At 52.4% G+C, this 26,483-nt stretch carries 20 protein-coding genes; 4 read left to right on the top strand and 16 right to left on the bottom strand.

Annotated features, from left to right (window positions below; genetic code table 11):
• Window positions 1-46 precede the first annotated feature (46 nt).
• Together BMW84_RS02495 and BMW84_RS02490 are read right to left on the bottom strand one after the other, a co-directional pair.
• A complete protein-coding gene (locus BMW84_RS02495; RefSeq protein WP_091064086.1) occupies window positions 47-1,456 on the bottom strand; it encodes an ABC transporter substrate-binding protein in 1,410 nt (469 codons plus the stop codon).
• 279 nt (window positions 1,457-1,735) lie between these two features.
• The gene (locus tag BMW84_RS02490; RefSeq protein WP_091064083.1) at window positions 1,736-3,655 is read right to left on the bottom strand and encodes a glycoside hydrolase family 127 protein; all 1,920 of its coding nucleotides are present in this window, start codon (window positions 3,653-3,655) and stop codon (window positions 1,736-1,738) included.
• 217 nt (window positions 3,656-3,872) lie between these two features.
• On the opposite strand from BMW84_RS02490, the gene BMW84_RS02485 reads away from it, so the two are divergent.
• On the top strand, window positions 3,873-4,763 hold the full coding sequence (locus BMW84_RS02485; RefSeq protein WP_091064082.1) for an AraC family transcriptional regulator: 891 nt from the start codon (window positions 3,873-3,875) through the stop codon (window positions 4,761-4,763).
• An 843-nt stretch (window positions 4,764-5,606) separates the two neighbouring features.
• Here the strand turns inward: BMW84_RS02485 and BMW84_RS02480 are convergent.
• The 5 genes from BMW84_RS02480 to BMW84_RS02460 all read right to left on the bottom strand — a co-directional run bounded on the left by BMW84_RS02480 (window position 5,607) and on the right by BMW84_RS02460 (window position 11,020).
• Window positions 5,607-7,295, bottom strand: coding sequence for a glycosyl hydrolase family 18 protein (locus tag BMW84_RS02480; protein ID WP_091067970.1), 1,689 nt, complete (start codon window positions 7,293-7,295; stop codon window positions 5,607-5,609).
• 416 nt (window positions 7,296-7,711) lie between these two features.
• The gene (locus BMW84_RS02475; protein ID WP_091064080.1) at window positions 7,712-8,221 is read right to left on the bottom strand and encodes a GNAT family N-acetyltransferase; all 510 of its coding nucleotides are present in this window, start codon (window positions 8,219-8,221) and stop codon (window positions 7,712-7,714) included.
• Between the two features lie 20 nt (window positions 8,222-8,241).
• The gene (locus tag BMW84_RS02470) at window positions 8,242-8,775 is read right to left on the bottom strand and encodes a DUF1572 family protein (RefSeq protein WP_254772840.1); all 534 of its coding nucleotides are present in this window, start codon (window positions 8,773-8,775) and stop codon (window positions 8,242-8,244) included.
• A gap of 92 nt (window positions 8,776-8,867) precedes the next feature.
• The gene (locus BMW84_RS02465; RefSeq protein ID WP_091064078.1) at window positions 8,868-9,557 is read right to left on the bottom strand and encodes a response regulator transcription factor; all 690 of its coding nucleotides are present in this window, start codon (window positions 9,555-9,557) and stop codon (window positions 8,868-8,870) included.
• Window positions 9,554-11,020, bottom strand: coding sequence for a sensor histidine kinase (locus BMW84_RS02460; protein WP_091064077.1), 1,467 nt, complete (start codon window positions 11,018-11,020; stop codon window positions 9,554-9,556). Before BMW84_RS02460 ends, BMW84_RS02465 begins: the two co-directional genes overlap by 4 nt.
• Window positions 11,021-11,244: 224 nt before the next feature.
• Here BMW84_RS02460 and BMW84_RS02455 point away from each other — a divergent pair, with 224 nt between their 5' ends.
• Window positions 11,245-12,825 (top strand): hypothetical protein, encoded by a 1,581-nt coding sequence (locus BMW84_RS02455; RefSeq protein WP_091064075.1) that lies wholly within the window; start codon window positions 11,245-11,247, stop codon window positions 12,823-12,825.
• Here the strand turns inward: BMW84_RS02455 and BMW84_RS02450 are convergent.
• Complete coding sequence (locus BMW84_RS02450; protein ID WP_091064073.1) at window positions 12,743-13,345, bottom strand: undecaprenyl phosphate transporter UptA; 603 nt, start codon at window positions 13,343-13,345, stop codon at window positions 12,743-12,745. The genes BMW84_RS02455 and BMW84_RS02450 overlap by 83 nt on opposite strands.
• Window positions 13,346-13,602: 257 nt before the next feature.
• On the opposite strand from BMW84_RS02450, the gene BMW84_RS02445 reads away from it, so the two are divergent.
• A complete protein-coding gene (locus BMW84_RS02445; RefSeq protein WP_091064071.1) occupies window positions 13,603-14,265 on the top strand; it encodes a CPBP family glutamic-type intramembrane protease in 663 nt (220 codons plus the stop codon).
• A 276-nt stretch (window positions 14,266-14,541) separates the two neighbouring features.
• Here BMW84_RS02445 and BMW84_RS02440 read toward each other — a convergent pair whose 3' ends face one another.
• From BMW84_RS02440 to BMW84_RS02405, 8 genes are all read right to left on the bottom strand, one after another.
• Entirely contained in the window at window positions 14,542-15,615 is a 1,074-nt protein-coding gene (locus tag BMW84_RS02440; protein WP_091064069.1) for a GGDEF domain-containing protein, read from the bottom strand.
• A gap of 435 nt (window positions 15,616-16,050) precedes the next feature.
• Window positions 16,051-17,010: a class 1b ribonucleoside-diphosphate reductase subunit beta gene (gene nrdF / locus BMW84_RS02435; protein ID WP_091064067.1), complete on the bottom strand. Its 960-nt coding sequence runs from the start codon at window positions 17,008-17,010 to the stop codon at window positions 16,051-16,053.
• A 25-nt stretch (window positions 17,011-17,035) separates the two neighbouring features.
• Complete coding sequence (gene nrdE / locus BMW84_RS02430; RefSeq protein WP_091064065.1) at window positions 17,036-19,120, bottom strand: class 1b ribonucleoside-diphosphate reductase subunit alpha; 2,085 nt, start codon at window positions 19,118-19,120, stop codon at window positions 17,036-17,038.
• Window positions 19,107-19,466: a class Ib ribonucleoside-diphosphate reductase assembly flavoprotein NrdI gene (nrdI, locus tag BMW84_RS02425; protein ID WP_091064063.1), complete on the bottom strand. Its 360-nt coding sequence runs from the start codon at window positions 19,464-19,466 to the stop codon at window positions 19,107-19,109. Before nrdI ends, nrdE begins: the two co-directional genes overlap by 14 nt.
• Window positions 19,467-19,675: 209 nt before the next feature.
• Window positions 19,676-21,754, bottom strand: coding sequence for an RCC1 domain-containing protein (locus BMW84_RS02420; RefSeq protein WP_091064061.1), 2,079 nt, complete (start codon window positions 21,752-21,754; stop codon window positions 19,676-19,678).
• A gap of 91 nt (window positions 21,755-21,845) precedes the next feature.
• On the bottom strand, window positions 21,846-22,946 hold the full coding sequence (locus BMW84_RS02415) for a GerAB/ArcD/ProY family transporter (RefSeq protein WP_091064057.1): 1,101 nt from the start codon (window positions 22,944-22,946) through the stop codon (window positions 21,846-21,848).
• Window positions 22,947-24,206 (bottom strand): Ger(x)C family spore germination protein, encoded by a 1,260-nt coding sequence (locus BMW84_RS02410; RefSeq protein WP_091064055.1) that lies wholly within the window; start codon window positions 24,204-24,206, stop codon window positions 22,947-22,949.
• A 23-nt stretch (window positions 24,207-24,229) separates the two neighbouring features.
• A complete protein-coding gene (locus BMW84_RS02405; protein WP_091064054.1) occupies window positions 24,230-25,756 on the bottom strand; it encodes a spore germination protein in 1,527 nt (508 codons plus the stop codon).
• 185 nt (window positions 25,757-25,941) lie between these two features.
• Here BMW84_RS02405 and BMW84_RS02400 point away from each other — a divergent pair, with 185 nt between their 5' ends.
• Complete coding sequence (locus BMW84_RS02400) at window positions 25,942-26,400, top strand: MarR family transcriptional regulator (protein WP_091064052.1); 459 nt, start codon at window positions 25,942-25,944, stop codon at window positions 26,398-26,400.
• Window positions 26,401-26,483: the final 83 nt, after the last annotated feature.

The raw sequence follows: 26,483 nt of genomic DNA, 5'->3' as shown, positions 1-26,483 counted from the left end.
CGCCGCATGCCCGGTCAAGCTCCGCAGCGGCCATCTATGCTGCCTGTTAGTTGTTGCCTGAATGCGCGGCCTTCAGCGCATCCAGATTTTTGGTGATCGCGTCCTTGGCGGTTGTCTTGCCGGTCCAGACATCGCCCAGGATCGATCCGAGCAAGGTATTAAATTCCGTTGTGTGATTGGTGTAGAACCAGGATGCGGGCTTCACGGCCGAAGATTGCGCGTAATCGACTACTGCGGATTTGTATTCTTCATAAGGAGGGAAGTTCGGGTTCTCTACCCATTTGCGGGTAAGCGTCTCATCCGTATACCATTTCTGCAGTGTCGGCATCCAGATGCCTTCGCTGATCAGACCCCAGTTATTTTCTTCCGAATTATACCATTTCAGCCATTCCATCGCTTCTGCCGGATGTTTTGTTTGCGAGAATACGACATTGGCGCCACCGGTGTTGAGCGTAACCTTATCTTTCATGTAAGGCAAAACCGCCACGCCGTAATTCAGGCCTTCCTTCTTGGCCGTATTCAAGCTTGTTCCGACGTTCCACGCGCCGTTCGTGGCCATGGCGACTGTTCCCGCGATGATCGTACGCTGTATGCCGTCATCGGTCTGTCCAACGGACAGCGGAGCCACATGGTCCTTCAGGTACAGGTCCGCGACTTTTTGAATCGCTTCCATGCTAGCGTCTTCCCCGATTCTCACCTCGGTTCCATCGCCCGAATAGAATCCTCCGCCGTTGCCCAGTGCCCAGGTCTCCAGCTGCCATGGCAGATTCTCGACGGATGCGCCGAACTGCACGATGCTCTGCGAGTCGAAACCGTCGTCGCCCGGATGCTTGCCGTTTTTGTCGTTGGTCAACTTCTTGGCCGTGGTCACGAATTCGTCCCAGGTCCAGGCTTTATCCAGAGCGGATGGCGGGTAAGCGACGCCGGCCTTGTCAAACATGTCTTTGTTGTAATACAGGAGCAGGATTTCATTGGCGGCCGCATAGGCTACGGTTTTGCCTTGATATTTGTAGGCCAAGCTATCGAGCGGTTTACTGTCGGTACCGTCATACATCGAGCTGACATCATTCAGCATGCCTTGAGAGGACCATTGGACGACCCCATCTTCGCGCAGCATTCCGGTGTCGGGAAGCTGCTTCGCGGTTGCCAGCGTGTTCAGCTTGGTCATGTAATTTTCCCACGGAATGGCTTGCACTTCGACTTCGATTTTGTCCTGGGAGGCATTGAACTTATCCGCCACCTTCTGGGTGGTGTTCCCTTCTTCCGCGCTGCCCCACATCGAATAGACGATTTTGACCTTTTTCCCGGGTTTAGAGGTGTCCTCGGTTGCTTTGGCCGGTTCGTTTGTCTTGGATGCCGCGTTGTTCGTGTTATTGTCGTTGTTCCCGCAGCCGATCACGCTTAATGCCAATACCCCTGAAAGAATTCCTGCCCCCAATGCTTTTCCTGCTTTCATGTTTCGCTCTCCCTTCATCATTTACATGAATTGGTTTGCCTGTCTGCCCCCTGCACCTCAACAGCCTGATGGATCGTGTGTCTGATGGATCTGATTTATGTTATTTTAGAAAGCGCTTCATTTGTATTCTGTCATGATTTTCTTTGAAGCAAAATAGCATTTTACAACCTGATTTTTAGAAATTACAACCTTTACATGACGCCACTCGGTACAACCCGATGAGGCCGCTAGCCGTATTCCAGGATCATAAATTCCAACCGGATTTTGCAGATTTTCACCCTATAGGCCGACCCAGACGGACATCTCGCCTACCCCTCGGTTGGCCCATGCGAAATAAGGGATAAAGGACAGTTCGGCAGCCTCTGCCGATTGCGGCGAACCCGGACGGTACAAACTGTCTCCCCACTGCGTTTCCGGCTTCAGGCGGTAACCCGGAGCGGAGATCACTTTCACACCGCCTGGAATCCATTGCGTAGTTCCGATGATGTAACGGTGTTCCCCGGAAAGCCGCAGCTGATACAACCGCTTGCCGTTGTCGGCTTCTTCCAGGCAATAGACGAACGGCCCGCGCTGCAGGGCGGTTTTGCCGAAGGTCTGGCGGACGAGCGGATGGCTCTCCATTTCCTTGACCGGCATTGCAAACCAGGCCTCGACCGTATCCCCCGCCTGCCAGCTGCGTTCCAGCACGATATACCCTTCTACATCTCCTGTGTTATATTCCTGCATTTCGCCATTAACGGTAATTTTCGCCTCCTCGCACCAGTCCGGCATGCGCAGGGCAAGCGTAAATACTCCCGGCGATTCCGGATCAACGATGAACCGGCTCCGGCCTTCCGACGTATAGCTCGACTCTTGGCGGATCGTTACCGGAATGCCGCCCAGTTCCGCCTGGATGGTGCTTCCGATGTAGAGTTCAACCGACAGCCGGTTCTCCTCCTGCACGTAAATATACTCTCCGAGCGAAGCGAGCAGCCGGGCCACATTGGGCGGACAGCAGGCGCAGGTGAACCAGCCTTGCCGTTCCGGCTTCACATGATCGTAGTTTTTGTTTTTGCCGATGACGTCCGGATAGACCTCCAGCGGATTGACGTAAAAGAATTTGGTGCCGTCCAGCGACATCCCGCTGATCACCGTGTTGTACAGCGCACGTTCGATAATGTCTGCGTAAGCGCTGCTCCGGCGGAGCTTGCGCATGCGCCGGGCAAAAAAGATCAGGCCGACCGAAGCGCAGGTCTCGGCATACGCCAGATCGCCCGGCAGATCGTAATCGGCGGTAAACGATTCTCCATGCTCCATTGAACCGATTCCCCCGGTAATGTACATCCGCTTGTTGACAATGCTGTCCCACAGCCGGTCGCAGGCGGCGAGCATGCCGGCGTCGCCGGTTTCGGCCGCAATATCCGCCATTGCCGTACACATGTAGACCAGCCGGACCGCATGGCCTTCCGCATCGTCCTGCTCCCGCACCGGAAGATGCGACTGGCTGTACGCATGGTCGTGGACCATTGAAAGATTCGAAAAATGCAGCGTCCGTCCGCGTTTTTCCCATTCCTCCTCAAAGAAATACGGCTTCGTTCCACGCTGGTCCAGAAAATACCGGCTCAGCCGCAAATACTTCTCTTCGCCGGTGGCATGGAACAATTTGACCAACGCCAGCTCGATTTCCTGGTGTCCGTCATAGCCCTGCAGCTTACCCGGCTCGGTTCCAAACACCGTATCGATGTAATCGGCAAACCGGCAGACGGCGTCGAGCAGCTTGCGTTTGCCGGTAGCCCGGAAATACGCGGTCGCCGCCTCAATCATATGTCCCGCGCAGTAGAGCTCATGACACTCCGCCAAATCTGTCCACTCGCGGCCGGGCTCCTTGAGCGTAAAATACGTATTGAGATAGCCGTCGGCCCGCTGCGCCAGCACGACAATATCAATGACGTTGTCGGCTACTTCTTCCAGCTGCGGATCGGGTCGGGTCTCCAGCAAGTACGCCACAGCTTCCAGCCATTTGGCGACATCGCTGTCCTGGAATACCATGCCGTAAAATTCGCCGTCTTCTGTGCCGCCGGCAATCCGGAAATTGGCGATGGCGTGGCTCGGCTCTGCACCTTCCACGCGGTCGTTCAGCACCTCCCATTGGTAGGGAACCATGACTTCGCGCACAAGGCGCACATACTCGGACCAGAACGTATCTTGAATCTGAATCATTTCCCGGAACTCTCCTCTCTTTACCGGCTTTGCCTCTGACTCGGCCGGCAAGCAACGTCTCGCAGTATGGAATTAAGCCATTGCCATTGTGAACATTTATACGATTACACTATTTAAGAAAGCGCTTTACATATAATATGACATGAGCTACCATTTAAATAAACAAGGTTATTCAACCTGATTTTTAATATTTTCAACCTATGGAGGAGTCCTCTTTATGAATGTGCCCATCCTGCATTTCATCTCCCCGCCCATTCCCTATTTCGTCGATTGCGGGCATGCCTCGTACGAGATCGGAGATTATCATATCGACCGCAACTGCATTGGCGTGTTTGATCTGATCGTTGTTGTGAAGGGCAGTCTTCCGGTAGGGGAGAACGGCAGATTGTGGGAGCTTCAGGAAGGCGAGGGCCTCATCCTTCTACCGGACGGCCACCACTACGGCAGCGCGCCCTGCACCGCGGAAACAGAGATCATCTGGATTCATTTCCAGACGTTCGGCAGCTGGCAGGAATGCGCCGATATGAACGAATGTCTGGGCAATCAGCAGATGTTGTTTGAGGAGCACAAAAATAAAGCCTACCTCAACCACGTTGATGTCTGCTCGATTTTTATCCCGAAGCATATGAGAATTACCTCGAAAGCGATGGAACTGCTGGATCTGTTCTTTGAACAGGAATCGGAGCCGAAGTCGATGCGCAACTGGCGGCGCCAGGCCACCTTCCAGTCCTTCCTGCAGCATCTGGACCGGGACCTGTCTTCTCCGAGCGACGCTACGGCGATCCATCTGGCCGAGCAGGTCGAGCTGTACATCCGCAGCAATTATATGCACGATTTGACCAACCCTGTCCTGCAAAAAGAACTGAACTACCATCCTAATTACCTGGCCAAAAGCATGCTGAAGGTCTTTGGCATGACCCCAATGGCTTATCTGCAGTATTACCGGATCGAGCAGTCCAAGCGGCTGCTGCTCCAGACCTCCTGGCCCGTCGCGCGCATTGCCGAAGAAGTGGGCTTCCGCCATGTGTCGCATTACTCCTCCTGCTTCTCCAAAAAGGAAGGCCTCTCGCCCTCCGCATTCCGCAGCAAATTCGCCAAAGAGCGCTAAGCCGGATTGAAACTGGAGACCGCTCCGCAAGGTCTGTTTTATAGCATTTCAAACAAGGGAAGATCAAAAGAGAGAATAGAAATAGAGCGGATTGCTAAAGTGCGAATTGCATAAGCGAATTGTATAAGGGCGAATGGTCAAAGCAGTACTGTAGTGCGCTGAGCAGAGATGCGTCGCAATACTAGCGTAGCGGCAGCAGCGCAAGGGGTTAAGCAGGAGTACAATTGTGGGCTGAGCACATTACTAACAGAGCCTAAGCATAACTCTGGGCAGAGCCGGAGCACAATTCCGGAGTGATTAGCTGCTGAACTCAGGGCTGAGACGGCTGCATAACATCCACCAGAGCAGTGGCACAGTTCTGGTGAGAGCAGCAAAAGAATCCAAACCAGAAGCAGCAAATTCTGAGCAGAACAGTAGCGAACTCTATGTGGAGCAGCGGCAGCGCTCTGAGCAACAGCACGACTCTAAGCGAGCCAGCGACCTAACGGACACCAGAGCCGCTATTCGCCGCAATATCAGAAAATATGCAATCTAACGGACCTGAAAGCCGTTATTCACATGCGAATGCGCTTTCAAATGCGATTATCAGTGTAATAGCGTCGCTCAGGTCCGTTAGGAAGTTACGCGAAGCCTTAGCCCTCCGTACCTGCTGACATCTACTCCAATAACGGCGCCCAGGTCCGTCGGCGGGAAGCAAGGGCAAAGCGGTGTATTAGGGACTTCAGGACCACCCGGCGGTAGTTTCTTAATCGCACTCGGCATCCAACATAAAACGAGCAGCATTCTTCCGTAAAGAAGAACGCTGCTCTGCTATTTGTGCTGCACTTTATATCGCGTTATCGGTCAAAGCAGCTTCCAAAGCGCAGGCGTGTTTACCGGCTCCCAGCCCTGCAAGGAGGTATGGGCTTGCAGGCAGGAGTAGGTTTTACCGCCATAAGTCACGATATCGCCGACTTTATAGGCTTTTCCCGCCACCCAGGCATTAGCACCCGAAGTTGCGGTTGGCGTTGGGGTCGGCGTCACTGAAGGCGTCGGGGTCGGGGTTGGCGTCGCCGAAGGCTTAACCGTTGGCGTCGGTGTAGGCGTAACGGTTGGCGTAGCCGAAGGTTTTACAGTTGGCGTCGGCGTTGGCGTTGGCGTAGCCGTCGGGCTGGCAGTCGGTGTTGGCGTGGGCACGATGCCGCTGCCGAGATCCGTATATAGCTTATTGGTCAGCGTTTTGTTGCGGTCCCCGCTCGTTTCCCAGAACATGGCGCCGGCAAGGCCTTTGCTCTTGATATAAGCCGTTTTGTAGCCGAACGACTCCACGTCGTCGTAACTTATGAATGTTTGCGTGGACGGATTGTACAGGAACGGAACCTTGGAGGTATTGTTCCAGTAACGGGTATAGCCGTTCTTGTTGATATAGTTGGCCTCCAGGTCAGAGAAATCATAGTTGCCCTTCTCCCAGGTTCCCGTGTTTGAAATGCCGGACGATACCTGGTATTGCCCGTTGCCCGTGCTTGGAGCCCCGCCCCAGCCACGGCCGTAGAACGGCATGCCGAGCACAAGCTTGCTGGCAGGTACGCCATTTTGCAAATAGTTGGTGACTGCTTTGTCGATATTGTAATTGGCCGGATCAGTCAGGCCCGAGCTGGCCGCCGCAGGATCGTAATAAAGCGGGGCGTTATGCCCGGTCGTCGTATTCCAGCTTCCGTTAAAGTCATAGGTCATGATGTTGATCCAGTCGACGACGGAGGCAATGCCGGCCAGATTGTTATTCTGGACATACGCCGGGCTTGCACCGGAGGCGATGGTCAGCAGATAGGTTTTGCCGTCGGCGGTACCTGCCGCGTTCAGTTTCTCACGGATTTTTTGCAGCAGCAGAACATAGTTCTGCTTGTCTTCGGCGCGGTAGCTGTTTCCGGCCAGGCCGCCGCTCACCGGATATTCCCAGTCAAGATCGACGCCGTCCATCTTGTATTTGCGGATAAAATCAACGGCGGAGTTTGCAAAAACCTCGCGCGTCGTTGCGGTTGCGGCCACATCCGAGAACCGGTTCGACCACGTCCAGCCGCCGACCGAAATCACCGTTTTCAAGTTCGGATTACGGTCTTTCAGCTTCCACAGCTGCTTCAAATTGCCTTTGATTGGATCGTCCCATTTGTCGTCGCCGAAGCTTTTTCCGGCATCGATCCAGGGATCGCCAAGAACAATGGTGCCGTTCGGCACGTTAATCGTCTGGCTTTGCTCGTTCTGGCAGGTCCAGGTGACGGGATTCGGTCCCGTAGGATCCGGATTGCCGTGGATGCCGTTCCAACAAATGTCCGCAAACGCATAATTGATGACGTTCAGCTTGGTTGGATCGATATCCGACACATTATACGCTCTGCCATAGGCAGCCCAGGATGCATAGTAGCCGACCAGCTTGTAATTCGTTGCCGCCTGAACGGATTTTAGGTTTGTCCCAAAGACAGGAAAAAGCGAAAAAATTAGCGCTACGATCATTCCGACAGAGACCATTCTGCGTTTTTTGCCGTTGAAAAATCTCATTTCCTTTGCGCCTCCTTCAATGGTTTCTTGCATCGCAATCCAACCTCCGCAGAAACGGGATTTCCCGGTCACCTCCTTGCGCCATACGCTTGCCTTCACTATCGGCACAATCTATGGGCGGTTTTAACTCCAAATTCTAGCAGGTGATTTGGTAGGATATGAGAGCGGCAGAAGGCAGCAGAAAATAAGCGCAGCAAATGGAATAAGCATGGGTCAAATGTTAACTTTTGGATAATCGGAGACAATTCTATTGTCACGGAAATGGATGGGATTGGATAGGGGGAAAATTCCATGATCAGGGGGCAAAATCTTCTACAAGCACAGCCGGCGGGGTTATGCTCACGTTATGGTTCTTTTTCCTCAACAAAAAAGCTGCCCCAAGGACCATTTAAGGCCTTTGGGACAGCTTCCGGAATCTAGTCCGCTGGTATCCATTCTTTCTGCAAAATGCTCATTTCCCACAGATTCCAATATTCCTCGCCGACTTTACGCGACTCGCGGAGCATCCCTTCCTTGATGAAGCCTGCCTTCTCGTAACAAGCCATGGCGGCATGATTAAAATCGAATACGCCTAAACTGACTCTGTGCAGGTTCAATCGTTCAAATGCAATCGCCACGACTTTACGGATCATCATTTGGCCAATGCCTTGTCCATGCCGGTCCTTAGCCCCGATAATGACCTTGCCGATTCTTCCGGAATGATTCTCTTCATCCACCGACAAGCTGATATGGCCGATTACCTCATTGCTCTCCTCAAGAATGACCTTATAGTTGTGGTTATTGCTCTCGTTATAATGCTCCAGCTGTTCCTCGGTTAATGGAAAATGAAACGTCTTCCCGCTCCACTGCACCATGAATTCCGGTGAATCGATCCAGCCGATAAGGAGTTTGAAGTCCGCGCGTTCAAAAGGTTCAAGTCTGATCACAGCCGTCCGCCTTTCGTTCTTTAATGATACTGACCTGAAATATGCTCATCCGTATCCTGCAGCAGTTTAGCCAATACGACGATCTGCCCTGCATGATAGCCGTAATGCGTCGAGACCTGGATGAGCAGGCGGCTGACCACTCTTATATCCTGTGCCTCCTCTGCGGATACAGCGCTGCGGTGCATCCGGTTCCAGTCCTCATGGCCAAAACGGATGACGACTTCCCGGGTCAAATCCTCATTAGTTAAAGCTGTTAGAACCTCCGTAGACCGGGAACGGGTGTTGCGCAGCAGATCGATCAGCTCTTGCCGGGTAAGTCCCCCGTCCGCCGTAAATTCGCGGGTCCGCTCCCGGATGAACGGCTTGCCGCCGATGGCGCTTACGAGGTTCTGATACTCGTTGCCGGCCAAATGCAGGCAAAGATTGCCGACGCTGTTCATGGAATCCTTCGGCTTGCTCCAGATCTGTTCATCGCTCAGCAAATTCAGGCTCCGCTCGATGCGTTCCAATTGTTTGTTCATATCCTCCAGAACATAAGTAGCCCATTCGATCAAGAGAATCCCTCCCTGTACGAGATGGCTTTATCATACTAAATTAACTTGGAGAAATACACCAGCTAAAAGGCTCATAAGTTAATCGCTGCGGTTCAGGCCCGGAAACGATACCCTGACCCCCATACGGTTTCGATATATACCGGATTGGCCGAATTCTCTTCGATCTTCTCCCGGAGCTTGCGGATATGCACGGTGACCGTCTGGGCGTCGCCCAGCGAATCGATTCCCCACACCCGTTCGAATAGCAGATCCTTGCTGAATACATGATTCGGGTGCTGGGCCAGAAAGTAAAGCAGGTCGAATTCCTTGGTCGTCAATACCACTTCGGAATCCCGGACATACGCCCGGCGGGAATCCATATTCAGCCTTAAATCTCTGACTTCCAGCTCATTCGTGTTGTTGCCCCGGCCCTTCAGCCGGTCATACCGCGAGATATGGGCCTTTATGCGGGCCACCAGCTCCGCGGGTTTGAACGGCTTGGTTATATAATCGTCTGCCCCCAGTCCCAGTCCGCGTACCAGATCAATATCCTCTTTTCTTGCGGTGACCATCAGAATCGGAATGTCCAGCTCTTTGCGGACGATTTTACAAAGGTCGAACCCGCTCAATTTGGGCAGCATCACATCCAGCACGATTAAATCGAACCGGCCGCTGAGCGCCAGCTCCAGGCCAAGCTCCCCGTTCTCCGCGATTTCGGTCTGAAATCCGTCCATCTCCAGATAATCACGCTGTAGCTCCGCAATGGATAGTTCATCTTCGACAATCAGCACGGTCCGTTTCATTCTTCCATGCTCCCTTCTTCCATTGGCAAAACAATGCGGATCACGGTACCCATCCCCTGCCGGCTCTCCGCATGAATCTCGCCCTGATGTTCTATGATAATCTGTTTGGCAATCGCCAGCCCCAGCCCGCTACCGCCGGTATTCGTGTTTCTGGACTGCTCTGCACGGTAGAACCGCTCGAAGATATGGGGTGCCGCTTCCGGCGGAATGCCCGGCCCGTTATCGCCGATGGCCAGCGTAAAAAACCGGTTGTTCACCCAGGTCTGCACCGTGATTTGCTTCTCCGGCTTATCCATATATTTCAGGCTGTTCTGGATAATATTGCCGAGCACGCGTTTGAACGAATCCCGGTCCACGGCCACGCGAACCCCATCGCCTCCGTTCATTGCAACAGTCAGTTCCACGCCCTGCTTTTCCAGCTCCACCGATAATTCTTCCGCCCAGTCCTCAAGATACGGCAAGATCGCTACCGATTCAAAGGTAAACGGCAGCTTCTGCATATCCAGCTTGGAATACAAAAACAATTCATCGATCAGATGATCCATGTCGCCGGCCTTTGCAGCAATCGTCCGCATATATTTCTCATATTTCTCCGGGGAATCGGCAACGCCTTCCAGGATCCCGTCTACGTAGCCTTTAATGGCCGTAATCGGCGTTTTTAAATCATGCGAAATGTTGGTGATGAGTTCCTTGCGGTTGGTTTCATACTGCTGCTGGAGGGCGATGGAGTTCTGCAGCCGGAGGCGCATTTCTTCAAAAGCCATCCCCAGCTGCCCGAGTTCATCCTTGCCGGAAATGTTCAGTTGAAAATCCAGATTCCCTTGGGTTACCTGTTTGGCGGCCCTGCGCAATTCAAGCAAGGGACGGATGATTTTCCGGGACATGTACCGGGTCAGCAAAGTATGCGTCAGCAGCAGAACGACCAGCGTGGACAGCAGCAGAATCGGAAAAAAAGTCCGGATAAAGTGGACCAGCGGGTCCATTTTATTGATCAGGAACAGGCTTACAGGTTCTCCCGTATTGGATAACAAATCGTATTGGGCAATAAAATACTGGTCGTTATCGTATTTCAGACGGAACGGTTCGGAATACTTTCCTTGCTTATTGAAAGCCGGCAGCATTTCGGCCAAACTTTGCTTGGCGGTCAATCCGTCCGATACATACAGTTCTTTGCCTGCGGAGCGGATATAGAGGTACGTGTTCTTCTCCAGCAGTTCCTTGGACAAATCGTTCAGAAAATGGGTATCGGTAAGAAAGTCCGCGCTTTGACCAAAGGTATGCTTGATCAGGTTGCGGGTGTCCCGTTCTTCCAAACCCTCGAATTTATTTTCGTACACGCTTTTCAGGCTTTGTATGTCGCCATGATAAACCACGCTCAGCAGCAAAGCCGTAATCACCAGCAAAATCAGCGGGACGACCAGCATCGCCGCGTAGGTCAGCAAAAATTTCAGCCTTATCGACATCCTGTTGGATCACCAGCCTTATTCATTCATCCGAAGCGGTTCAGCATAAATTGAGATTAACGCGGGAAAAAGCAGGAAATTATAAATAGTATGCAATAGATTCAGGCCTTCTGTCACTGCGCTTGTATAGTAATTTCATTGTAAGAAAGAAGTATAAACTGGCCGTGAATCAATTCTTAAGCATTTATTAAATCCGGATATCTATAAAAGCGGGGAGCTCATCCATGACAACTTTCATCCGATCCAAGTGGCTGTACGGCCTGATCATCATTGCGATCCTGCTCCTGATGATTCCTAAATATTCATATAATGATCCGGATACCTTCTGGCATATCGAGGTCGGCCGGTACATGCTTGAGCATGGGCAGATCCTGCATTATGCGATTCACACCTTTTACGGCGATAAGCTGCCTTATGTCCCCCATGAATTCGGGTTCCAGCTTATCGTAGCGCCGCTGTATGCGGCGTTCGGCTGGCCGGGAATATACCTGCTTACCGCGGTTTGCCTTTTCTTCCTGATTCTCGGCTTGCTGCGTCTCGGCAAAGTATCACGGAAGGAGCTGGGATTTGAAGAAGAGCATTTGCTGCTGCTTCCGTTTGCCCTGCTCATTTCCGCCTGGATTTATTACAGCTACTTCAAAGGCCGTCCGCAGATGATTTCTTCCTGGATGATCGTCTGGTTCTTCGTCTGCCTTCGGGAGTATCAGCATTCCGCCCGACTGAAATATGCTGCCGGAATGATTGCGCTGTCCCTGGCCATCGCCAATTTCCATGCAGGCGTGTGGCTCGTCATCGCGGTATTTACGGGAATGGCGCTGCTCGAGTCCTGGATCGCCAAATTGCTGGACCTGCGAAAAGTAGCCGTCTTCGCATCGGTCTGGCTGATCGGCCTGCTGAACCCCGGCGGCTGGAAAGCGCTGCTGTATATTCTGACTGTCACGAAAAACGACTACAACCTGCTCATCAACGAATGGAAGCCGCTGCGCTTCAATTCGCTGGAGAACCTGCCGATGATGCTGCTGCTGCTCTTTTTTGCGTGTACGCTGCCTTATGCGCTGCAGCGTAAGCCCTTTCGCTTTTTCTTCATGCTCGGCATTTTATATCTCGGGGTGTCCAATTATAAGCAGAACCTGTTTATGTGGCTGTTCATCCCCTACTTCGCTGCGGCTTTATTTGAAGCGATTCCGCTAAAAACGGCCCGGCTGCACTTTCTGTCCCTGTCTCAATCTGCACTGCGCTGGCTGCTCGCAGCAGGTCTGCTTCTGAATACCGCCTATATCTTTGCCGTTCCGCCCGAGATCAGCACCCGAGACTATCCGGTCAAGGAGATGGACTACATCATGCAGCACACGCCGGCAGGGACTCGGCCCAAGGTGCTTGCCCGGTACGGCTCCTCGGGATATGTCATGTTCCGCGGCGCAGACATTTTGTGCGACGGCCGGCAGGACCCTTTTATCACCAAAGCATCCGTTGGAACGCTGGGCTGGAACGCGTTTGAACGCTCGATGTACGGTTTTTCCGAATATCTTCCCGAAATCGTGAACGACGACAAACCCGACTACGTGATCATCGGCAGTGAAGCTTCTGGCAAGCTGATCACGGAGTGGAATAAAACGTTCGGCACACCGGCATTCAAAGGCCCTTACGGCAGCGTGTATCCTTTTCGGATAAATAGCAAAAAAAGAGCAACCCGGGCAGCATCCCCCGATTGCTCTTTATCCTTTAGCCTTGGACTTTCTTCTTGCGGGTTAGCACCTTCACCAGGATATACGCGACCAGAAGTCCCAATGCGATCAGCAAAATAGGCTGGGTATACGGCGCTGCCTTCTCGTTAATGTTCTCCCAATTCTCGCCGAGGGTTTTGCCCAAGGACACGAACAGGATTGCCCAAGGGATCGAAGCCAGTCCCGAGAACAGCAAAAACTTGCCCATGTTCATCTTGGCGATGCCCGCCGGAATGGAAATGGCCTGCCGCACAACCGGAATGAATCTCGACGTAAAGACAACGCCGGCGCCGTATTTCTGAAACCAGCGTTCCGTCATATCCACATGTTTCGTTTTGATATGCAGATACTTCCCGTACCGGTCGACGAAAGCTCTTCCGCCGTACAATCCCACCGCGTACAAGATCACCTGTTGAATCAGGCAGCCGATCAATCCGAACACGATGGCTTCCACCAGATTAATGTCGCCCTGGTACACCAGATAACCGGCATAGGCCAGTACGATTTCGCTCGGGATGACTTCCACGGCCAGCCCCAGCAATATTCCCCAGTACCCCATCCCGGTGATGACGTCCAGTATGCGGTGTATGATATCTCCCATCTCCAACCCTTCCTTTGCTCTACTCTTTTTTTCGCCAAGCCAGTACAACCACTATAACAAAAAAAGATTAGAAGTTAATTAAAAAGTTATACAGGCATTAACGATCCCCTGATAATATTCATATCCATTGTCCTTATGGACGATCACCTCGGATGAAATAAATTTGTTATTCTCAAAAGTGACAAACGTCTTTGGTAAATGCTGGATGGATCGTTATAATTCTAACGAATCGATAGCGGCAATGGAGGAATACGGCTTTGACAAACGCCCGGGGGATCGCCAGAACAAGCATGTGGACGCTTATTTTACTGTTCATACTCTACGTCCTGCAGCATCTCGTTAATTTCTTGTCCTATGACTTCCGCGGACCTTCCGCAACACTCGTTAAGTTCATTTCGTCCGTGAGGCTGGAAGAAGATCTCGCACGGTTTATTTTATACGAATTATTGCAGCTGGCCGCAGCGTTGCTCGGCTGTAAAATATTGTTCCGCAAGTCTCTCCATGAGCTGGGTTTTAATCTCCGCAACCGGAATTCCGCCCGGAAGTATATCCTAGTCTTCTTCGTCGTTTATCCGCTACTGGTTGCGGTATGCTGGGTGATCATCGGAATGTGGTCCGGAACATCGGCGCTGACCGGCGGGGTTACGCAAGGGATCATAGGTTATGCGGTAAAAGATATACTGGCATACGGCTTGTTCCCCGGCATCGGGGAAGAGCCGCTGTTCCGGGTATTCGTGATCCAATTTTTGCTCCTGACGGTATTCAAGGGGACGGATATCGGGTGGAACAAGACGCAGGCAGCGGTCGTGCTGCTCTCGGCGCTGATATTCAGTTATGGCCATATCTTCATCCGCTCATGGGCGCCGTTTACCGTATACCGCCTGGGAAATTATATTGTGTTATATGGGTTTGTGAACTAAAGGAATCCTCTATACGCTTAAACAGCGGAACGGCCGGAACGATTGTGGAAAAGCAAAACAAAAGGGTATCCCAAACAGCCATTAAATGGCTTTTGGGATACCCTCTTCAATACCCATTGCTCAAGCGATGCTTAGCGGTTCGGGAAGACCATCTTCTCGGCATAGCGGCCTCTGCATGCGTTCCCATGAAATGATGCTGGATTCTCATGAACATGAATTCATCTGGCGGATACAGCCGTTATATAGAAAAACCGGAAAAGCATTAAGCTTTCCCGGTCATTTTGCATAAAAAACCCGATTTCTTCCGTTCTCCTTGGCTTCATATAAAGCATCGTCCGCCTTTTCCAGCATATCGGACGGCGCGTATTCCGGAAAAGAAGACACCCCAATGGATACCGTAATCTGCAACGTCGTTTGGTCGGGCAGATCAAAAACATAACCCTGCACGGAGGACCGCAGCTTCTCGGCCACCATCATCCCCTGCTCTGCCGTACACCGGATCAGAAGAATCGCGAATTCCTCTCCTCCCTTGCGGGCGCAATAATCGCGTATCCGGATGCCGGCCTGCAGGACATCGGCGAGCTTGGACAACACGGCATCGCCGGCCGCGTGACCGTAGGTATCATTAACATGTTTGAAATGGTCGATATCGACTAACAGCAGCGAGAACGGTTCATGATTCAAGGCGCTCAGCTCAGCCGTTTTGCTGAAAATGCGATTATAGGATCTGGGATTATGGAGACCGGTAAGAAAATCCCGCTCTGCCGCTTCCTTGAACATCTCCAACGCCTCATGCGATTTTTTCAAATGGCTGATCAACAGATAAGTAAATTGAGCCGCCATAAAGCAGATCAGATCGAAAAGCAGGATCGTACCTATGCTTTTCCACCCGATGAGCGGAATGAGGATGAACGTGGCGATCACGGCGATGCCGTAACCGGCAATCAGCCATTGCTGCACATCCGGCTTTTTCCGCGAGAACGCAAATACGGCGGCCAGGAGAGTAAGTGTGACGTTGACCACTCCATAAATCGTAGCTTGATGAATCGGGCCGAAGAAAAAAAGCCGGAATACCGCGATTAACGCTGCCGTTATAAGCCCGGTGACAGGTCCGCCCAAATAGGTCGAAGCCAGAATGGAAACTTGCCGGAAATCGATAATCGTGCCGTCGCCCAGCGGAAAAGCAAAATAAAGCTGGACAATCCCGAACAGCCCAAACCCGAATCCGTAAAATCCGCTTACCGGAAGTTTGGACAACGTAAATCTTTCGTTCAGGCGCGACAAAATCATATCCCCGAAAAAGATAAACGTAGTCAGCAGCGAGAAATTAATGAGCAAATGGATTACCATAAAACCTACCCCTTACCAACATGTGTCATCCCACTCGGGCGTGCTTGAAGCTTGCCTGTCCCGTTGATTTCATCATATCATCACAGCCCTGCAATCGTCTTGGCAGTTGATGGAAGGCGGAGAAGTCTAAGGAAGTTTCCGGAGGAAAGCTTTCCGCAAGAAGCTTCGGCAACGCCGGGTATTGCTCGCTGCGGGGATGAACAGAATCTGGATGGCACTTTGGCGGGGGATTCATGGGGGATTTGCGGTGACAACCCTCCGTTGGCGGAACATCATTCAGGGGGGCACAACGATTCTTGTAAAAAGAAGCTGCCCCAAGTAGCCTTTGTTCGGCGTTTGGGACAGCCACGGAGTGCATACACCTTGTTGGAGCGGGAAGGCCCCCTAGAGTCGGAAGGTTACCGGCTTATGAAGTAGACCTTCCGTTGCCAACCTTCAGAAATTAAAGTCTTCATCACGCAAAGGCTCTACATTGAGTGCCCGGACGTACCCGTTGCCTTTTTTCGAGAAAAAATCATGCTGTTTCGTGTGCGTGCTGATGCCGTTGAACACGATCGGATTAACTTCCTCGTCCTCGAACAGCGGTTCGAAGCCCAGGTTCATCATGGCTTTATTGGCGTTGTAGCGCAGGAAGATTTTGACTTCCTCCGTCAGATGGATGGAGCTGTAGATTTGTTCGGTGTATTGCTCTTCATTGGCATGCAGGGCGCGCAGCAGCTCCACCAGCGACTGGTACAGCTCTTCCCGCTCGTTTTCCTCCAGCTCGTTATAAATCTCCTGGGCCAATACCCCGACGTATACCCCGTGGATGCTCTCGTCGCGCAGGATCAGGTCGATGATCTCCCCGCTGCAGGTCAACTTGCCTTGGCCGGCCAGATAAAGCGGGTAAAAGAATCCGCTGTAGAACAGGTAGCTTTCCAGCAGAACGGAGGCGGCCATCGCCATAAAGAGGTCTTTTTTCGTATGGATGTTCTTGTAATATTGCTGGATGGTCTCCGCCTTGGTCTGAAGATACGGATTCTGCTCCACCCAGGCGAAGATGCCGTCGATCTCTTCCGTGGTAGCCAGCGTGGTGAAAATGCTGCTGTACGACTTGGCGTGAATCTGCTCCATCATTGCCATAAAGCCAAGCACCGCCTTGCGCTGCAGCCCGTCCACATGCTCCAGAATCTGCGGCATCCCTACACCGCCCTGAATGGTGTCCAGCAGCGTCAGGCCGCCGAGCACCTTCATGTAAGCATCCTTTTCCAGGTCGCTCAAAGTGACCCAGGTCATTTTATCGTCGGACAAAGGAATTTCATCGTCTGTCCAAAATTGCATGATATTCTGGTTCCAGAACATCATCGTGAAGTCATCGTCCGGGCGGTTCCAGTTCACCGCTTGAATTGCTGGCATAGGTTCCAATCTCCTTCTATATGCGTTAGATCGAGCAGGTGAGGCATTCTTCGACCGAGAGTTTTTTGGTCCGCGTGTAGTACAGCGACTTCAGGCCTTTATGGGCGGCGTACAGGTAGCAGCGGGCCAGTTCGCGGGTCGTGACATCGCTGTTCACATGCAGCACGGCCGAAATGCCCTGATCGATATGCGGCTGAATTTCGGCGATCAGGTCAATCACTTTAAATTGATCCATCTGATACGCAGACTTGTAATAGAACAGATTATCCTTGCGCAGATAAGGCATCGGATAATAGGTCGTGGAGTTGGCATAGGTCCGGGTCTCGATCTGCTCGACCACCGGCATCACGCTTGAAGTGGCGTTCTGGATGTAGGAGATGCTGGCCGTCGGGGCAATCGCCAAACGATAAGCATGATAAAGGCCGTGCTCCATAACCGATGCCTTCAGTGCCTCCCAATCCCTAGGTCCAGGAATCTCCACGCCTTCGAAGAGTTCCTGTACCCGTGCCGTTGCCGGCCGGTAATCCGTCTCCAGATAACGTTCGAAATACTGGCCGTTAGCATACTCCGAACCTTCAAAGCCATAAAAACGCTGGCCCGAGGCTTTGGCGATCTCCATGCTTTTCTCAAGGGAATGGAAGTTCATCACCATAAAGAAGGTACGGACGAAATCCTTGGCTTCGGGACTTTCATAAGCGATCTTATGTTTAGCGAAAAATCCGTGCAGGTTCATCACGCCAAGACCGACTGAATGCATCTCCTTGTTGGCTTTGGCCACGCCCGGCGCATTGTCGATGCGCGTCATGTCGCTGACGGCGGTCAGGGCGATCATGCCTTCATGGACGGATTCCTTGATTTTTCCGTGCTCCATCACGTTCACGATGTTCAGGGATGCCAGATTGCAGCTGATGTCTCTGCGGATTTTATCCGGCTGGCCGTAATCGGTGATTTCCGAGGTCTCCTGCAGCTGGAAAATCTCGGTGCACAGATTGGACATCTTGATCTGGCCGACATTCTTCAGCGCATGGCCCTTGTTAGCGTTGCTCTTGTTCATGATATACGGATAACCGGACTCCAGCTGGGTCATGGCGATTTTGGTCAGCATGTCGCGGGCGCTCATCACTGCCTTTTTCTTCACCCGTTCGTCGGCAAGCAGCGTATCGTACATGGCATCAAGATCCATATCGTCGAGATGGGTGCCATAAGCTTTGTAGACGCTGTAAGGCGCGAACACATGCAGCGGCTCGTTGTTTTGCGCCAATTGATAGAAGCGGTTCGGCACGATCAGCCCGATGGACAAGGTCTTCAGGCGGACCCGCTCGTCCGCGTTGATCTTTTTGCTGTCCAGGAATTCGACGACATCCCAGCCGAAAATATTGTAATAAGCCGCTCCCGAGCCTTTGCGTTGGCCCATTTGGTCCGCGTAGGAGAAGCCGTCCTCCATCAGCTTAAGCACCGGCATAATGCCTTTGGCCGCGCCTTCCACGCCTTTGATCGCTTCCCCGCGCGAGCGCAGCTTGGACAGGTTGACGGCTACGCCTCCGCCGACCTTGGACAGCTGCATGCAGGTGTTCAGCACATAGTTGATCGAATTCAGCGAATCGTCCATCTCCAGCAGGAAGCAGGAGACCATCTCGCCGCGGCGGCTTTTGCCAGCGTTCAGGAATGTCGGCGTTGCCGGCTGCAGGCGCTGCTCCATCATCGAAGTCGCGAGCAAACGTGCGGTTTCGATATTGCCGCGGCCCAGATGCAGCGCTACCGCTGCCACGCGGTCCGGGTAATGCTCAAGATAGGTTTTGCGGTCATTGCTTTTTACGGCATAGTCCGTGTAGAACTTGGATACCGCCATATAGGAAGGAAATTTAAAATCAAAGCTGCGGGTCAGCTCGAATACTCCGGTAACTTCGTCTTCAGAATAACTCTTATAGAAATCCTCGTAGTAATCATGATCAATCATATACCGGACTTGCTCCGCCGCCGTGTTAAACTTCAGGCTTCGGGCTTCCACTTCCTGCACAAACTCGGCAACAGCCTCCAGATCCTTATCCAGCTGAAAGAAACCGTCGGCATCGCGTTTCACCAGCATGTTGTTGAGTTCAATATGTCGCAACCAGACTCACTCCTCTTTGAAATCGCTCTACATCGGTCTTGGTGCCGGAGAGCTCAAATTTACTGATCACCGGAACTTTGTATTGTTCCGCGATTAAATCCGCGCTCAGCGCGAAACGCTCCCCCCAGTTGCGGTTGCCGCTGGCGGAGACGCCATGCAGATGTTTGGCATTATCCTGCAGGAACGTGGATACCCGCTTTGGAATTTCGCCAAAACCTGTCGTATATGTAACCAGCACATAAGGTTCATCGATCGTCATTCTATCCTCGATTTGAACCGCCGGAAGCTGAAGCTTGGCGATAAAACGCTTGACATTCCCTGTCTTGGAATCATAAACAATGAGCATCGGTGCCGCCTCCTTGAATCTATGGAAAAAGATGTAACATACTACATTTAGATGACTTAACCCATTTTACTACTATATATTGAAAAGTCAATGCTGCTAAAGGCGGATGGACAATGATGTTCATCACAGTTATCCGTTCCGTGCAGCATAGAAAAAAGCCAACTGCCCGCGGCGGTTGGCCTTTCATTTTTGTGCATTCTTCAAAATATTCAGTTTGCTAATTCATATCCGGCCACCGGCGCCAGCTCGGTTTGCGAGACGAACACCGGATGTTTAGACTCGCTGCCGTCATTTCCCCATTTCCAAAGGGAACCGTCTTTTTTCAGGCCGATCGTATAATAGTGGGAAGTAAACAGAGCATTCCATGCTCCTCCGCTTCCTTTTACACGGGTGGGCACGGCGACGCTTTGGGCGGTGCCGATTCCGAGCTGGCCGAATCCGTTGTCTCCCCATGCCCAGAGGCTGCCATCTTTTTTCATGGCATACGCTCCACGCGCGGCCGTCCAGAGGTTCACCCAATCCTTGGATTGCGAGATCATGGCTGCAGCCGTCTTAGGCGTATAGCGGATTCCCCCCGTGAAGCCTGCGCCCCATTGCCATAGGGTCCCGTTCTTCCGGATGCCGATGGCCGTGGTTTCTCCAATCTTGGCAGTAACCCAGTCGGAATAATTTCCGATTTTCGTGAAGCTGTTCACTTTTGGCGAAGCCGTTACGGAAAGTCCGAGCTGTCCCAGGCGGTTATCTCCCAGCCCCCAAAGCGTGCCATTGTTTTGAACGGCGATAATGGAACTGTAGGACAAGCTGAAGGACTGCCAGTTCGTATTTCCGCTAAGCTTGACCGGCGAATAGAACTGATCCGCCTGGGTATTTTTCATCACCATACCCCAGGAATCCCTGCCCCAGAACCACAGGGTGCCGTCGGTTCTTAACCCTACCGCATACCCGAGATCGCCGACCTGAACCGATCGCCAATAGGTTCCTTCCTGAAAAGGCTCCAGGTCCAGAGCGGTCGATTCCGCCATGCCGCTCGGCGCCCGACCACTGGAACGGTAGGTCCAAAGGCTCCCATCCCGCTTGATCGCATACAATTCCTCACGGTTTCCTTCAATTGAAATCCAGTCGTTGTCCATGCCGAGCCGCTGGTCCGTATCGCTGAGATACTCATTATATATGTATAGGCTTCCGTCTTTGCGGAGCGTGTAAATGTTGCTGTCGGTAAGGACAATATCGGCAACATCCGCGTCCAGAGTCACCGGCTCGTAAGCGGAGTTCGCCGAGCCGTCTCCCCGCTGTCCCCAGGTGTTCGAACCGTACGTCAAGAGCCTGCCATTATCATCAATCGCTGCCCCGAAGGTGCCTCCATCATCCACATAGCTGATGTTCTCCGGACAGATCATCATCTGATATTCGTCATACCCCGTGTCCCACTTCCAGACCGAACCCTCGGTATCCAGAATGACCGATACAAAAGCTCCAGTAATTTGAGCAGCCGAGGCGATCGCATCCACCGGCTTCAGAATGATTTTCCGGGTATCCTGATCCATCCGCAGCATCCATACGGAACCGTCTTTCTTGCGGACCACCGAATACACGCTGGCAGCAATCTGATCGAAGCTGCGCTCGTCGCTTAACCGTGTAAGTCGTTCAACGTTGTCACCGGAAGGCACGATTCCGCCCATTCCCCACAGGCTGCCGTCTTTCTTGAGCGCCAGCAGACCGTTCTCTCCGATTGAAACCTCCGTCCAATCCTTATCACTGTTGAGTTTGCCATTCGAGATAACGCCTGGCAGAACGTTCAGGCCAAACTGCCAGAGCGTGCCGTCCTTGCGAATCGCGGCCATTCCCCCTGCACCTAGGGAGAGCTTCACCCAATCTTTGTCTTTGCCATAGCGGAAAGGGATGTTTTTGTTGATGATGCCTTGTTGATACCCGATATAGGCGTTCTTCTGGTTGGTGCCCCATATCCACAGGCTGCCGTCTTTTTGAATGGCTGCAGAGAGCTTGTCTCCTGCCGCTGCAAACGCCCAGTTGCTATCTTTGCCCACCTGAACCGGTACGGTACGCGTGACATAGGTACCGTCGCCGAGCTCGCCCGTGCTGTTGTCGCCCCAGGCCCATAACGTTCCGTCGGCGCCGACGGCAAGCGCATGGCCTTCGCCCGCCGAGACTTGCACAAATCGGGGCATGGCCTGCTGCGCTTTGGCAGTGGCCATAGGAAAGGTGCCCGATCCAATGACCAGAATCGCCAGCAATATCAGTGCCGCCATCCTCCATCTGAAATGAATCATAAATAATCCCCCAGTAGTTTTGTCTTATGTACTGCCGCGTCTCGCTTCGGATACGCCACAATCCATAATAACCCATTTCCATTTGGAGGCGTTATGACTTTCTTACGACCTTGGCTTTTACATACGAGACGATCAGCAGAAATAATGGGATGGCGACCATATTGATCGGCAGCACATATCGGACCCACACCTTCTTCAGCAGCAGACCGGACGGAGGATTTAAAGCAATCACCACCATTGTAAGAATAAGGGTTGCCGGAGCCACGAACAGGAGCGTTTTTCTCCAGCTGCGGGGTTTGCCGACCCACTGGGCAATGCCGTAGCTGGCAATGAACATATAAATCGACAGCTTGACGAAGATGCTCACCAGCCAGATGGCCATCACAAAGATATCCATGTTCTGAATGAACTCAAGCAAATAGACCAGCTTCACCATTTCAAAAAATGGAAATTGCAGCCGCCCGCCTACCACTGGCCCGAAGGTCATGAGTACCCACAGAACGCCCAGGAGAAGGAGAAATGAGGAAAAGGCCACACCCAGCAAGACAGCCCTGCGCGTTCCTGGCCCGGAATTCTCCACAAAGGGAAACAACATCATGACCATAACGGCTTCGCCCAGCAGCGAGGCGGGTGATAGCGCTCCGTCCAGAATCTTCCCGATTCCGGAATCCGCATACACCGGAAGCATCAACGGAAAGCTGAGATTGTTATACGTCAGGATAAATGTGAGCACAAGAATGACCATCAGGATGGGCCCCCACAGCTCGCTCACTCTGCCGATTGCTTCAATCCCCCCATGGTACACCGTATAAAATACAACGCCAATCATTGTGCCAATGATAATCCAGTCCGGCGTCTTATAGAGCACGCTCAAACGGATGAACAGAAATTCATCGCGCAGGATCAGGCTCATGACCCAAAACCATTGGAGGATAAAAGGAAGAACAATTAGCTTGCCGGGCCATTTCCCCAGAATAGCGCCGCTGAATTCGATCAGGGTCTGGCGGGGATAACGCGAACTTAGCTTGGCGGCAATATAAGTAAGCAGCAGCCCCGCGAAGCCGGCCAGAATGTAGGATATCCATGCATCCTGCTTTGCCGTTCGAATGGTGGCGGTCATGGAAATGAGCAGGTTGATTCCGATCTCCAGCATCATGAACATCCAGAACAATTGGCGGTTGTTGATCTTCACCTATTGCTCACCGCCCTCTCTTGTCGGCAGCAAGGACTCTCCTGTAAGTCCCGTTCCGGTGAGATCCAGCTTTACCGTAATGTCGACATCCACTTCCTGGAATGTCTTTTCCCAATCGGAGGCAAGCTTTTTCCAGCGGTACGGGTGGTGGCGGTGGACCGAATCTCCAAGCTCCAGAATGTCGCATTTAAAATCCTTTTGCACTTTGACGACCACTTTTTCGACATGCTCTTTAAGGTATTGGTTCATTCGGACCTGCACCTTTTTAACATTTTCCGGCTTGGAGAGATCCAGTGGCGAGTTGTTCTCATCAACAAAGCCTTCCCCCTCCAATAGAATCCGGAACTTGATGTTGCCGTCTGTGAAAATAGGAGTAATATGACTCTTAAAATTATCCACCGTAACGCTCACGGTCTTCCCGCTGGTTGCGCCGGAGAGGGCGTCCTTCGGATCTCCGCCGGCTTGATCCGCGTCCACGTCATTGATGAGGGTCGTGAAGCTCCGGTGAGCCAGCTTGCCCGCAATCCAGAGCCTGACCCAGAATTCATCATAATTCAGGTATCCCGCCAGCTTCAGCTGGCTGGTAAAAACAGCGGCCCCGTAGATCCCGAGCGTCGGCTGAGGGGGGCTGTCATTTTTGGTTTTTTTGTCCGTTTTCACTTCCGGCTGCATAATCGTCAGCGCGGGCACGATTCCGCATCCGGTTCCGTTGGCCATGATGAAAAAATCCAGCAGGGATCTGCTAATCGGTGCCCCACTCTTCTCCTGGATCTTCTGCACGGCAATCGCCGGATTCGTCTCCAATTGGTACGCCAGGCTCATCGCTTCCTGGGCCGTCCCCCCCTTCACCACAAAAATATTCGTGCGCGGGCGGCCCATCGGGCTTCTGCCGTATTCGTCGAGCATCGAGAAGATGCCCTCCTCGGCAAGCTTTTCCCCGATAAAGATATTCCGCCGGTGACCCGGAAATAGCACGCGCGAAAGCTTTCTTTGCATATTCTGCTCCGCATCCCGGTTGTCTTTGCCATAAGCACTTTCCGTCATGAAGCCGGGACGGCCCCCTTGTTCCGCGCCTTGCTGCCCTCCCGATTTGGAGGCAAGGGGAAGCACAAGGTTGGCAGTGGCTAGGTATTTCCCCTTTTCCACAAAATCCATGCCCCAGCCCAGGACAACGGCCTGATCATTCAGCTCCTTGCGATCCCAGCATCCGGTAAGGATTAGCGAAAAAGCGGCGTATACGAAAAGTATTTTTCTGAACATGCGCTTGCGATCCTTTCCGGCCGTTATTTGGTCTGCTTGGATTTGACCCGTTTGGGGAACCGCTCAAGCTTGCCCTTATTGCCCAGCCAAGGGAGCAGCTTACGCATCATCGGCTTCGGCGCCCGGATCAGCACATCGTTCAGATTGCCGATCGACATCGGCGCATATGGCGCCATATATGGCACGCCAAAGGGCTTCAGAGTAACCATGTGAACCGTAAGCGCGATGAGGAACAGAACAATTCCATAAAAGCCGAGGACGCCGGCAACGACAAGCAGAGGAAAGCGGAGCATCCGGTAGGCGGCGCCCAGGTTGTAGATCGGGAAGGCGAAAGAGGCGATACCTGTCAGGGAGACGATAATGACCATCGGCGTGGAAATAATGCCCGCCGCAACGACGGCTTGGCCGATGACAAGTGCTCCGGCGATACTGACCGCAGGGCCCACCTGTTGGGGCAGCCGGATCCCCGCTTCGCGCAGGCCTTCAAAAATAAACTCCATGATCAGCGCTTCAATCACGGCCGGCAGGGGTACGCCTTCTCTGGCCGACGCAAAGCTGACGACAAGCGGCGTCGGAATGACCTGCAAATGGAACGTGGTCAATGCAACATACAGGGAAGGAAGCAGCAATGAAGTATGCACGAAGGTATAGCGGATCCAGCGGACAAAGGTAGCATACAAATACCGGTCCGTATAGTCATCGACGGCCTGCAAGCCGGACCAATAGGTCATTGGCACAATCAGCACAAACGGCGTGTTGTCCACGATAATGACGACTTTGCCTTCAAGCAGACTGGATACCGCTACATCGGGCCGCTCAGTATTCTGAATTTGCGGAAACGGGGAGTACGCATTATCCTCGATAAATTCTTCGATATTACTGGAATGGATGACACCGTCGAGTTTAATTTTTTGCAGGCGGCTGCGAACCTCTTGGACCAGGCTTTCTTTGACGACGCCTTCGATATAGCCCATCACAATTTCCGTGTCCGTCAAATCGCCCAGTCTCATGCTTTCCAGCTTTAGCCTGGAGGAACGAATCCGCCGCCGGATCAGCGACGTATTGGTCCGCAGCGACTCCATAAACGCATCCCGCGGGCCGCGGACGACTTTCTCCGATGTGGCTTCCTCAATGGCACGCTGCTCCATTTTGATCAGGTCAGCCAGCATCACATAAGCATTTCCTTCCGTAAAGATCGCCGTTTCCCCGCGCAGCACGCCACGGATAACTTCCTTCGTCTCATACGCAATGTGCAGTTTCAGCGTGGGAAGAAAAATGCCCTTCAGCTCGACATCCTTCTCTTTATCCACCTGCGTGCTGCTGCGGAAATGCGCGATCAGAGGCTCCAGCACGAAGGCATCCACCGCCTGGATATCGCACATTCCATCCACATAAATCAGCGTTGCCCGGTTCAATCCGTTGATAGAGCAATTCCGGTACATGATGTCGGAACAATTCAGGAACTCCAGTTTCATCCGCTCGATGTTATCGGCAAGATCCGGAAACAGCATTTCCGGTTCCTCTTGTGTATACGCTGTTACTTTTTCCATGCGGCATCCCCCTTATGTTGGTATTTGCCGCTGCTGGTGAATTTATGCATTACACCGAAGGTAAGAGATCACTTACATCATTCGCTCGAAGTTGCCCAACCGGCGTGAGCGGCGTCGTTTTGATGGCTCTGCTGCGGGTTTTGATGTAATATAAAAGGATGAATGCACTGGCGGGAGGACTGGCCGTGAACAAAGATGAACAAGTCATGCTGCGCTTCAGGGACCTATTCAACAAGATGGCTGCGCTCAATAAAACGAAAATGGAAGCCAGCCTGATCGAATATAAGCCATCCGAAGTCCACTGTATCGAATACATCGGGCAACATGCGGATTCCAATGTGACCAAGCTGGCGGAAGCCTTTTACATGACCCGGAGCGCCATCAGTAAAATCACCAAAAAGCTTATGGACAAAGATTTGATTGAAAGCTACCAGAAGCCGGAGAACAAGAAAGAGATCTATTTCCGGCTTACGAAGCAAGGCGAAGACATCTACAAGATTCACGAGGATCTTCATCAGGAGTTCCGCGAACGGGATAAAGCCGTGTTCGAGCAGGTCACTGAGGAACAATACGACCAAATGCTGCATTTTATTGACAAGTACAGCCGGCATTTGGACGCCGAGATCAAGAAAAACCTTTATTAGACAACTGAGCGGAAAAGCTGAAGCGGCCTAACTCCACCTGGAGGAGGCTGCTTTTTTTAAGTTCGTTTTTTGTTGACAAGGAA

The sequence above is a fragment of the Paenibacillus sp. NFR01 genome (assembly GCF_900111565.1).
In the GTDB taxonomy this organism is placed as follows: domain Bacteria; phylum Bacillota; class Bacilli; order Paenibacillales; family Paenibacillaceae; genus Paenibacillus_AQ.
This window is presented reverse-complemented; position numbering and strand designations above follow the sequence as displayed.